The organism is Streptococcus infantis (assembly GCF_019929665.1).
Lineage (GTDB): Bacteria > Bacillota > Bacilli > Lactobacillales > Streptococcaceae > Streptococcus > Streptococcus infantis_H.
Window position 1 is genome coordinate 260,231 of the sequence record NZ_JAHZPZ010000003.1, and the last position, 10,617, is coordinate 270,847.

Consider the following 10,617-nt stretch of genomic DNA (forward strand, 5'->3'; position numbering starts at 1 on the left):
ATGATTAATTTTCAGGCGGATGCCTAGTGAAAAGTGAATTTTCGCTTGGCGTCCGTTTGCTTTATAAGGAGATGGATAATGGTATTTACAGCAAAAAGCCCTAAAATTAATATTGATGAAGTTCGTAGTTTGTCTAAACTAGAAGGACAAGTCCTTGCGAACAAACTCCAACGTGATCAAGAGCTTGAAGTAATTATTCGTGGGGAAGACCAACGCATCTTGTTGGTGATTGGTCCTTGCTCGTCTGACAATGAAGAAGCAGTCCTAGAGTACGCCAAGCGTTTGTCAAAACTTCAGGAAGAAGTCAAAGACCGCGTCTTTATGGTCATGCGTGTCTATACTGCTAAACCACGTACTAATGGTGATGGATATAAGGGCTTGATTCACCAACCAAATGCCAAAGAAGCGCCTAGCCTCATCAATGGAATCAAAGCGGTTCGTCATCTGCACTACCGTGTTATTTCTGAAACAGGAATGACAACAGCAGATGAGATGTTGTACCCAGAGAACCTTCCCTTGGTAGATGATTTGATTTCTTACATGGCAGTTGGAGCCCGTTCAGTTGAAGACCAACAACACCGTTTTGTAGCTAGTGGAGCAGATTTTGCGACAGGTTTTAAAAATCCAACCTCTGGAAATCTCAATGTCATGTTTAACGGTATTTATGCAGCTCAAAACAAGCAGAGTTTTCTTTTCCTAGGGAAAGAAGTCGAGACTACTGGAAATCCTCTATCGCATGCTATTCTCCGTGGAGCTCTTAACGAGTACGGGAAAAACATTCCTAACTACTACTACGATAATTTGATGGATACTATTGCTCAGTATGAAAAGATGGGACTTGAGAATCCATTCATCATTATTGATACCAACCATGATAACTCAGGTAAACAGTATATGGAGCAGATTCGTATCGTTCGCCAGACTTTAATTAACCGTGATTGGAATGAAAAGATTAAAAAATATGTTCGTGGATTCATGATTGAGTCATATCTAGAAGATGGTCGTCAAAATGAACCTGAGGTATTTGGCAAATCTATCACCGATCCATGTCTAGGATGGGAAAATACGGAAGCTCTTGTTCGCGAAATCTACCAAAGACTAGGAGAATAATATGGCATTTATCGAGAAAGGTCAAGAAATCGATATTGAAGCGATTAAGGCGGAAACACGGCTATCTGCAGAAACCTTGCAACATAAGGAAAATCGTGATCAAGAATTAGCAGACATCCTTTCAGGTAAGGATGATCGTATCCTTTTGGTCATTGGGCCTTGTTCGTCTGATAATGAAGAAGCAGTTCTTGAGTATGCTCGCCGTTTGGCAGACTTGCAGAAAAAAGTGGCAGATAAGATTTTCATGGTCATGCGTGTATATACTGCTAAGCCACGTACCAATGGTGATGGCTACAAGGGCTTGGTTCATCAGCCAGACACTTCTAAAGCTCCAAGCTTAATCAATGGTTTACAGGCTGTTCGTCAGCTTCATTATCGGGTGATTACAGAAACAGGATTGACTACAGCAGATGAAATGCTTTATCCAGCCAATCTTGTCTTGGTTGATGACTTGGTGAGTTATCATGCAGTGGGTGCGCGTTCAGTAGAAGACCAAGAACACCGTTTTGTAGCTTCGGGAATTGATGCACCAGTGGGAATGAAGAACCCAACATCTGGAAACCTATCTGTGATGTTTAATGCCATCTATGCTGCACAAAACAAACAAACCTTTCTCTTTCATGGTCAAGAAGTTGAAACTTCAGGAAATCCCTTGGCTCACGTCATCCTTCGTGGAGCTATGAATGAATACGGGAAAAATGAACCTAACTTCTACTATGAAACTCTTCTAGATGCCATCGGTCGTTATGAGTCTATGGGGCTCGAAAATCCCTTTATCATGATTGATACCAACCATGATAATTCAGGGAAACAGTATATGGAGCAAGTTCGCATTGTTCGCCAAACTCTTCTCAACCGTGACTGGAATGAGAAGATTAAGAAGGCGGCTCGAGGCTTCATGATCGAGTCTTACTTGGCAGATGGGCGCCAAAACCAGCCAGAAATCTTTGGACGTTCCATTACAGACCCATGTTTGGGCTGGGAAAACACAGTAGCTTTAGTAGAAGAAATCTATTCTACCTTAACAAAATAAGTGAAAAGGATGGAGTTGGGGGAATCTCAACTCCTTTTGATGAAAATGATAGTTGGACACGGAATCGATATTGAAGAATTAGCATCAATACAAAATGCAGTTGAAAAAAGAGAAGGCTTTGCCCAGCGTGTCTTGACAGACAAGGAAATGGAGCGCTTTGCCAGTCTCAAAGGTCGCAGACAGGTCGAGTATTTGGCTGGTCGTTGGTCAGCTAAAGAGGCTTTCTCAAAGGCTATGGGAACGGGAATTGGGAAGCTAGGCTTTCAGGATTTGGAAGTCTTGAACGATGAGAAGGGAGCTCCCTACTTCAGCAAATCCCCATTTTCAGGAAATGTTTGGTTATCGATTAGCCATACAGAACAGTTTGTGACAGCTAGTGTTATTTTGGAGGAAAATCATGAAAACTAGTCCACATAGACCAACCAAGGCCCTTATTAATCTAGAAGCAATCCGCTACAATATCCAACAGATGGGAGCACACATTCCTAAAGACACCCTCAAATGGGCGGTTGTGAAAGCCAATGCCTATGGACATGGAGCGATAGCTGTTGCAAGAGCTATCCAGGATGATGTAGATGGCTTTTGTGTGTCAAATATTGATGAAGCCATCGAACTCCGTCAGGCAGGTATCGCTAAGAAGATTCTTATTTTGGGAGTATCTGAGGTTGAATCTTTTTCATTGGCTAAGGATTTTGATATTACCTTGACAGTGGCAGGATTGGAATGGATTGAGAATCTCCTTGCTGCTCAGTCAGACTTATCTGGTTTAACCGTTCACCTTAAGATTGACTCAGGCATGGGACGAATTGGTTTTAGAAGTGCAAACGAAGTAGCAAAAGCTCAAGCTTTACTAAAGGGACATGGTGCTTCTGTCGAGGGAATCTTTACACACTTTGCTACTGCAGATGAAGAGTCAGATACCTACTTTAAGCAACAGCTAGAGTATTTCAAGGGAATCCTAGATGACTTGAAGGAAGTCCCAGAATTGGTTCATGCTAGTAACTCCGCAACTACTTTATGGCATGCGGAAACGATTTTTAATGCTGTTCGCATGGGGGATTCCATGTATGGTCTCAATCCAAGTGGACAAGTTTTGGAATTGCCTTATAAACTAAAACCAGCCTTAACCTTGGAGTCAGCCATCGTTCATGTCAAAAAAGTTCCAGCAGGGGCTTGTATGGGCTACGGAGCGACTTATCAGGCAGACAGTGAGCAAGTCATTGCCACTTTGCCAATCGGTTATGCAGATGGTTGGACACGAGACATGCAGAATTTCTCAGTTCTGGTGGATGGCCAATTGTGTCCCATTGTAGGGCGTGTATCCATGGACCAAATCACCATTCGCATACCTAAGCTTTACCCATTGGGTACCAAGGTAACTTTAATTGGCTCAGACGGTGATAAAGAAATTACTGCAACAGATGTAGCAGTTTACCGAGGAACCATCAATTATGAGGTGGTTTGTCTCCTCAGTGATCGAATTCCAAGAGAATATTATTAAGAAACAGTAGGAAAGGAGTAGAGCATGAATTTACATCAACCCTTGCATGTCTTACCAGGAGTAGGACCTAAATCAGCAGAGAAATATGCCAAACTAGGAATTGAAAACTTGCAAGATCTCTTACTCTACTTCCCTTTCCGTTATGAAGATTTTAAGACCAAGCAGGTGCTAGAGCTAGAAGACGGTGAAAAGGCTGTTTTATCTGGTCAGGTAGTGACACCAGCCAGTGTTCAATATTATGGTTTTAAGCGCAATCGCCTACGTTTTAGCCTCAAGCAGGGGGAGGTTGTTTTTGCAGTTAATTTCTTCAACCAACCCTACCTAGCTGACAAGATTGAACTAGGAGCAACCTTGGCTGTCTTTGGCAAGTGGGATCGTGCCAAGGCAAGCCTTACAGGAATGAAGGTTTTAGCCCAAGTCGAGGATGACCTCCAGCCTGTCTATCGCCTAGCGCAAGGCGTCAGTCAAGCAGGACTTGTTAAAATCATTAAAACCGCCTTTGATCAAGGACTGGACCTCTTGATAGAAGAAAACATCCCCCAGTCCTTGCTCGATAAATACAAACTCATGCCCCGTAGTCAGGCTGTTCGTGCCATGCATTTTCCTAAGGATTTGGCAGAATACAAACAGGCTCTCCGTCGAATCAAATTTGAGGAACTCTTTTATTTCCAAATGCAATTACAGACCCTCAAGTCTGAAAATAAGGTTCATGGAAGTGGTCTGGTCCTAAATTGGTCTCAGGAAAAACTAACTGAAGTGAAAGAGAAATTGCCTTTTGCCTTGACCCAAGCCCAAGAAAAAAGCCTACAAGAAATTCTAACAGATATGAAGTCGGACCATCACATGAATCGACTCTTACAAGGGGATGTAGGAAGTGGGAAGACAGTGGTTGCAGGTTTAGCGATGTACGCAGCCGTAACGGCAGGGTATCAGGCTGCTCTCATGGTTCCGACAGAGATCCTAGCAGAGCAGCATTTTGAAAGTCTAGAGAGTCTCTTTCCTGATTTGAAATTAGCTCTCCTAACAGGCTCACTGAAAGCTGCAGAAAAACGCAGGGTCTTGGAAACCATTGCTAAGGGGGAAGCCGATGTGATTGTCGGAACCCATGCTCTTATACAAGACGGCGTGGACTATGCCCGACTCGGCTTGATTATCATCGATGAGCAACACCGCTTTGGTGTAGGGCAAAGGCGTATTTTACGGGAAAAAGGTGAAAATCCAGATGTCCTCATGATGACGGCAACTCCCATACCTCGGACCTTAGCTATCACTGTCTTTGGGGATATGGATGTTTCTATTATTGATCAGATGCCAGCAGGGCGTAAACCCATCGTAACTCGTTGGATCAAGCATGAACAGTTGCCTCAGGTCTTGACTTGGTTGGAGGGTGAGATTCAGAAAGGCTCCCAAGTCTATGTGATCTCTCCTTTGATTGAAGAATCTGAAGCTCTGGACCTTAAAAATGCCATTGCACTCTCAGAAGAGTTAACAACTCATTTTGCTGGCAAAGCAAAAGTTGCGCTCTTGCATGGTAAGATGAAGAGTGATGAAAAAGACCAGATTATGCAGGATTTCAAAGAGAGAAAGACAGATATCCTGGTCTCTACAACGGTTATCGAAGTTGGGGTCAATGTTCCCAATGCGACAGTCATGATTATCATGGATGCTGACCGTTTCGGACTTAGTCAGCTCCATCAGCTCAGAGGTCGTGTCGGTCGTGGAGACAAGCAGTCCTATGCAGTTCTAGTGGCCAATCCAAAAACTGACTCTGGGAAAGACCGCATGCGTATCATGACGGAAACGACCAATGGTTTTGTCCTTGCAGAAGAAGATTTGAAAATGCGAGGTTCTGGTGAAATTTTTGGGACCAAACAGTCAGGTTTACCAGAGTTCCATGTAGCTGATATCATCGAAGACTTTCCAATCCTTGAGGAAGCTAGAAAGGTAGCCAGCTATATCAGCTCCCTCCCAAATTGGAGAGAGGACCCAGAGTGGCACATGATTGCCTTAAATCTCGAGAAGAAAGAATATTTGGATTAAGCTTTTTCTAAGATATTGTTAAGTTTGCTTTTAGGGTGAGTATCTATACTAGAGTCATCAAAAAGAAACGAGGACTCTCTCATGACTATTAAAGTAAATTACCAAAAGATATTTCAAAAGGAAACTCAACCTTCTCCTAAATACTAAGAAAAGAGCGAAATCGCTCTTTTTTATTTTTTTAAAACTACTTTCAGAGGGATTCTTGCTGGGGTCGGACATTAAATCCACTTTCCGTTTCCCTTTCTTTCTTGCATTGCTTTCCCATATGTGCTACAGTTATGATAACGGTTACAAGAAAGGAGAATTCTATGAGAAATCCAGCATTAGTAGAAGAAATGAAAACATATAAAGGAAGAGATGAAGTACCTCAGGATTTTGATGCTTTTTGGAATGGGGAGATTGACAAGGTTTCGGTCTTGCCAGACTACCAACTAGAGGAACGTGACTTTCATATTCCAAATGTTAAGTGCTATGAGTTAACCTTTAAAGGTACACGTGATGGCCTTGTCTATGCGCGTGTAGTCTTACCAAAATCAGAAGAGAAAGTACCAGTCATTTTCCATTTCCATGGTTATATGGGACGTTGCTGGGATTGGACAGATATGCTAGCCTTTACCGTCGCTGGTTATGGGGTTGTATCTATGGATGTTCGTGGGCAATCTGGTTACTCACAAGACGGCTTGCGTTCGCCTCTCGGAAATACAGTTAAGGGTCAAATCATCCGTGGTGCAGTAGAAGGAAAAGAGCAACTCTTCTATAAGGATGTTTATCTTGATATTTATCAATTGATTGAGATTGTAGCCAGTCTCCCTCAAGTAGATGAGGGGCAATTGGCTAGTTATGGAGCTTCGCAAGGAGGAGCCTTGGCTCTAGTGGCTGCTGGTCTCAATCCACGTATCAAGCGAACAGTGGCTATCTATCCATTCTTGTCAGACTTTAGACGAGTGCTAGAAATTGGGAATACCAGCGAAGCTTATGATGAGCTTTTTCGTTACTTTAAGTTTCATGATCCTTTCCATGAGACAGAAGAACAAATCATGGAGACGCTTGGTTATATCGATGTGAAAAACCTTGCCCATCGCATTAAAGGTGAGGTGAGAATGATTACAGGGCTTGATGACGATGTCTGCTATCCAATCACCCAGTTTGCCATTTACAATCGTTTGACATGTGAAAAGAGCTATCGTCTCATGCCAGAATATGCCCACGAGGCTATGAATGTCCATGTCAATGACCAGGTTTACAACTGGTTGTGTGGTAGTGAGATTCCCTTTACCTATGTAGGTCGTTAGAAATATGTAAAAAGAGCCCTGCTAAAACAGGGCTTTCTTTGTTGAGGAGTACAGAAAGTAGTTTCAAAAAGTTTGAAACATAGAAATATATCTGAAAGTAAATTCTATTATAGTTTATTAAGGCTATTATTTAGAATATTTATTATATAATAGGTGTAACATCAAGTCGAAAGGAGTAAAATGGTTGCTTACTGGAAGGAAGTAAATAAAGGTAGCCACATTTCAGATGAAAAAGAATGGGGAAACCCATCAACAATACAGTTTCTTTCTTGCTCAAAGTCCTAGGGGCTAAAATTTTTAAGCAAAAAAGAAAGCGCTTTATTTTTGTAAAAAGAAAGGAAAAATATGACACAGAGAGATTTTGAACGGAAACAACGTTTTGGAATTAGAAAATTTACAGTAGGAGCTGCATCAGTAGTCATTGGGGCAGTTGTTTTTGGTGCGTCGCCAGTTTTAGCTCAAGAAGCTCCAGCAACCAGTGGTGAAACAGCTGGACAAGCTTTGCCAGAATTGCCAAAAGAAGTAGAATCAGGAAATCTGGCTAACATAGATAAGGAACTTGCTGATAAGTTGGCAGCAGCAACGGACAAAGGAACAGAAGTTAACCGTGAGGAGCTACAAGCAAATCCAGGTTCTGAAAAACCAACAGAAACTGAAACTCCAGCAGCTGAAACTGATAAGACAGAAGAAACTGAGAAACAAGAAGCTATCGCTCGTGATTATTACTCAAGAGAATTGGAAAATGTCAACACTGTCGTAGAAAAAAATGACGTTACAACCAATGCACAAAATAATCAGCGAGATGATCTTACAAGTGACTTAGAGAAACTGAAGAAACTTCAAGATGCAACAGTGCATATGGAGTTCAAACCAGATGCATCGGCACCACGTTTTTACAATCTTTTCTCTGTATCAAGTGATACCAAGGAAAATGAGTACTTCACTATGTCAGTCTTTGATAATACAGCCCTTATCGAAGGTCGTGATGCAAATGGTGCGCAATTCTATGATAAATACACCGATGCGCCATTAAAGGTTCGCCCAGGTCAGTGGAATTCAGTTACCTTTACTGTGGAAAAACCAACAACTGAAGTCCCTACTGGAAGAGTTCGTCTATATGTAAATGGTGTCTTGTCTAGAACAAGTCTAAAATCTGGGAAATTCATCAAAGATATGCCAGATGTTAACCACGTTCAAATCGGAGCAACCAAACGAGGAAGTAAGACAGTTTGGGGCTCAAATCTACAAGTTCGTAATCTAACAGTCTACGACCGTGCTTTAACACAAGATGAAGTTCGAACACGAAGTCAATTATTTGAAAGAGGAGACTTGAAGCAAGAACTTCCAGAAGGGGCTGAAATTTCTAAAAAAACAGATGTCTTCACAGCGGGTAAAAATGGGCAGTCAAATCCAGATGGTATTAATAGCTATCGGATTCCAGCCCTCCTTAAGACTGACAAGGGAACTTTGATTGCTGGTGCTGACGAACGCCGCTTACACCACTATGACTGGGGTGATATCGGTATGGTCGTTAAACGAAGTGAAGACAAGGGCCAAACATGGGGGGATCGCATCACTCTTACGAATCTACGTGACAATCCAAAAGCCAAGGATCCAAACATTGGTTCACCAGTAAACATCGATATGGTTCTGGTCCAAGATACGGAAACCAAGCGAATCTTCTCAGTTTACGATATGTTCCCAGAAGGTAAAGGAATCTTCGGAATGTCTTCTGAAAGAGAAGTTGCTTATAAGGAAATTGATGGAAAAACGTATCAAATTCTGTACCGTGAAGGAGAAAATGGAGCCTATACTATTCGTGAAAATGGTGTTGTCTACACACCAGATGGTCAGGCAACGGATTATCGTGTTGTTGTAAATCCTGTCAAACCTGCTTATAGTGATAAAGGCGATCTTTATCAAGGTGAGCAGTTACTAGGAAATATCTACTTTACAAGCAATAAAACTTCTCCATTTAGAATTGCTAAAGACAGCTACCTATGGATGTCTTATAGTGATGATGATGGTAAGACTTGGTCTGCACCACAAGATATTACTCCAATGGTCAAAGCTGATTGGATGAAATTCTTAGGTGTGGGACCTGGAGTGGGAATTACCCTCCAGAATGGACCTCATAAAGGTCGTATTGTTGTCCCTGTTTATACGACAAACAGAACAAACCACCTCAACGGATCTCAATCATCTCGCATCATCTATTCAGATGACCATGGTAAGACTTGGCATATGGGTGGCGGTGTCAATGACAACCGTACACTTCATGATGGAACAGTAGTTGATTCAAGCAACATGAACAATTACTACGCTCAAAATACGGAAGCTTCTGTTGTTCAATTGAATAATGGTCAGTTAAAACTCTTTATGCGTGGTTTGACTGGTGATTTGCAAGTTGCGACAAGTAATGATGGTGGTATTACATGGGACAACTATGTAGCACGCTATGATGTACCCGATGTTTATGTTCAAATGGCAGCGACTCATACGGTTCAAGATGGTAAGGAGTATATCCTTCTAGCAAATGCTAATGGACCAGGTCGTAAGAATGGCTACATTCGAGTGGCTCGCGTAGAAGAAGATGGCGAGTTGACTTGGTTGCACCATCATTTGATTCAAGAAGGGGAGTATGCTTATAACTCACTTCAACAAATTGGACCAAAAGAATTTGGTCTCTTGTATGAACATCATGAAGCGGGTGGCAATCCTTATACTCTATCCTTCAAGAAATTCAACTGGGATTATCTAACTAAAGAGAGACTTGCTTCTAAAGAAGTGAAAGTTACATCGGCTATGGAAAAATGGCCAGGCATTATTGCTATGGAATTTGATTCAGAAGTCTTGGTAAATCAAGCTCCAACTCTCAAACTAGCTAATGGTAAGACTGCAACCTTCATGACTCAGTATGATACTAAGACCCTCCTATTTACAATAGCTCCTGAAGATATCGGTCAAAAAGTTACAGCTATTGAAGCGGGTGCAATTGAAAGTATGCATAACTTGCCAGTATCTGTGGTAGGTACTAAACTTACGAATGGTTTTAATGGTGACGAACCGGCAATCCATGAAGTCCCAGAATTTACAGGTGGTGTCAATGGAGATGAAGCAGCTGTAACAGAACTTCCTGAGTACACTGAAGCTATTGGAACAGCAGGTGATGAACCAGCAATCCATGAAGTCCCAGAATTTAGAGGTGGTGTCAATGGTGACGAAGCAGCTGTAACAGAACTTCCTGAGTACACTGAACCTATTGGAACAGTAGGTGACGAAGCAGCACCAACAGTAGAAGTCCCAGAATTCGAAGGTGATGTAAATGGTGAAGCATCATCTGAATCTGAGCTTCCTGAACACTCTGTTCCTAGTGCAACAGTAGGTGATGAGGCGGCACCAACAGTAGAAGTCCCAGAATTCGAAGGTGGTGTCAATGCAGTCGAAGCTGCAGTTCATGAGCTTCCAGAATTCACAGGCGGAGTAAACGCAGTTGAAGCGCTCAAGAATGAGCTTCCAGAATTCACAGGCGGAGTAAACGCAGTTGAAGCACTCAAGAATGAGCTTCCAGAATTCACAGGCGGAGTAAACGCAGTTGAAGCGCTCAAGAATGAGCTTCCAGAATTCACAGGCGGAGTAAA

At 42.2% G+C, this 10,617-nt stretch carries 7 protein-coding genes; all 7 read left to right on the top strand.

Annotated features, from left to right (window positions below; translation table 11 throughout):
• The first annotated feature begins 78 nt into the window (after nucleotides 1-78).
• Complete coding sequence (locus tag K1I61_RS06970) at nucleotides 79-1,110, top strand: 3-deoxy-7-phosphoheptulonate synthase (RefSeq protein WP_223333866.1); 1,032 nt, start codon at nucleotides 79-81, stop codon at nucleotides 1,108-1,110.
• Between the two features lies 1 nt (nucleotide 1,111).
• Nucleotides 1,112-2,143, top strand: coding sequence for a 3-deoxy-7-phosphoheptulonate synthase (locus tag K1I61_RS06975; RefSeq protein ID WP_036759061.1), 1,032 nt, complete (start codon nucleotides 1,112-1,114; stop codon nucleotides 2,141-2,143).
• A gap of 45 nt (nucleotides 2,144-2,188) precedes the next feature.
• Nucleotides 2,189-2,551, top strand: coding sequence for a holo-ACP synthase (gene acpS / locus K1I61_RS06980; protein ID WP_025170401.1), 363 nt, complete (start codon nucleotides 2,189-2,191; stop codon nucleotides 2,549-2,551).
• Complete coding sequence (gene alr / locus K1I61_RS06985) at nucleotides 2,541-3,644, top strand: alanine racemase (RefSeq protein WP_223333864.1); 1,104 nt, start codon at nucleotides 2,541-2,543, stop codon at nucleotides 3,642-3,644. Before acpS ends, alr begins: the two co-directional genes overlap by 11 nt.
• 24 nt (nucleotides 3,645-3,668) lie before the next feature.
• The gene (gene recG, locus K1I61_RS06990) at nucleotides 3,669-5,684 is read left to right on the top strand and encodes an ATP-dependent DNA helicase RecG (protein WP_223333863.1); all 2,016 of its coding nucleotides are present in this window, start codon (nucleotides 3,669-3,671) and stop codon (nucleotides 5,682-5,684) included.
• A 308-nt stretch (nucleotides 5,685-5,992) separates the two neighbouring features.
• Nucleotides 5,993-6,976 (top strand): acetylxylan esterase, encoded by a 984-nt coding sequence (locus K1I61_RS06995; RefSeq protein ID WP_223333862.1) that lies wholly within the window; start codon nucleotides 5,993-5,995, stop codon nucleotides 6,974-6,976.
• A gap of 345 nt (nucleotides 6,977-7,321) precedes the next feature.
• Nucleotides 7,322-10,617 (top strand): SIALI-17 repeat-containing surface protein (locus tag K1I61_RS07000; RefSeq protein ID WP_223335812.1); only part of this gene is annotated, 3,296 nt, incomplete at its 3' end.